Genomic DNA, 876 nt, shown 5'->3' on the forward strand with positions numbered 1-876 from the left:
CGAATACGCGCATCGGTATTATTTCTACGGTTATTTGGCTCGTAATCCTGGTTGCTATGTACTATATTGTAGGCTTTAACAAACAAGAAGAAAAAATTGAATTCGAACGGTATGAAGGTGACGGTAAATAAGATTCGTAGAGGAAACTGTGAAAATCGCAGTTGCTGTTAAATATACTTATTAGATTAAATGAGGTGGTCATAATGAATTGGGATAACTATGTATCTGCTAATGTACGAGCCATTAAACCGTCGGGTATTCGCAAGTTCTTTGATATTGCCAATCAGATTCAGGGGGTTTTGTCCTTGAGTATCGGCGAACCTGATTTTGCAGCACCCGATAAGGTTCGGCAAGCCATGATTGACAGCCTTAACAATAAAGAAACGGGATACACGGGTAACTCGGGTCTTCCCGAATTACGTGAAGCCATTTCCGATTATTTTGACAAACATTATGGGGTTAAATACGATCCTGCCAGTGAAATCATCGTTACCGTCGGCGTATCGGAAGGCTTGGCCATGGCCTTGCAGGCTATTGTCGACCATGGAGATGAAGTACTTATTCCCGATCCGGCATACGTAGCCTATCCGGCCGCCGTACAATTAGCCGGCGGTATTCCCGTTATGGTTCCGACCTATCCGGAACATGATTTCAAACTGTCTGTAGAAGCCTTGGAAAAGGTAGTAACGCCGAAGACAAAGGCTATGGTTATCGGCTATCCGAATAACCCGACAGGTACTGTTATGACGGCGGAAGAATTGATGCCCATTGCCGAATTTGCTAAAAAGCACGACTTGGTCGTTTTAGCCGATGAAATTTATTGTGAACTCGTATACGGTGATACGAAATTTACGACTTTTGCCAAGTTACCCGATA

1 protein-coding gene is annotated in these 876 nt (G+C 43.5%); it reads left to right on the top strand.

What is annotated here, in order from left to right:
• Positions 1-203: 203 nt before the first annotated feature.
• Positions 204-876, top strand: a 673-nt coding sequence (locus PGX78_RS08805; protein ID WP_270446583.1) for a pyridoxal phosphate-dependent aminotransferase, incomplete at its 3' end; no start/stop codon positions are given.

It is taken from the genome of Megasphaera sp. AF13-6AC (genome assembly GCF_027685385.1).
Taxonomy (GTDB): Bacteria; Bacillota; Negativicutes; order Veillonellales; family Megasphaeraceae; genus Megasphaera; species Megasphaera micronuciformis.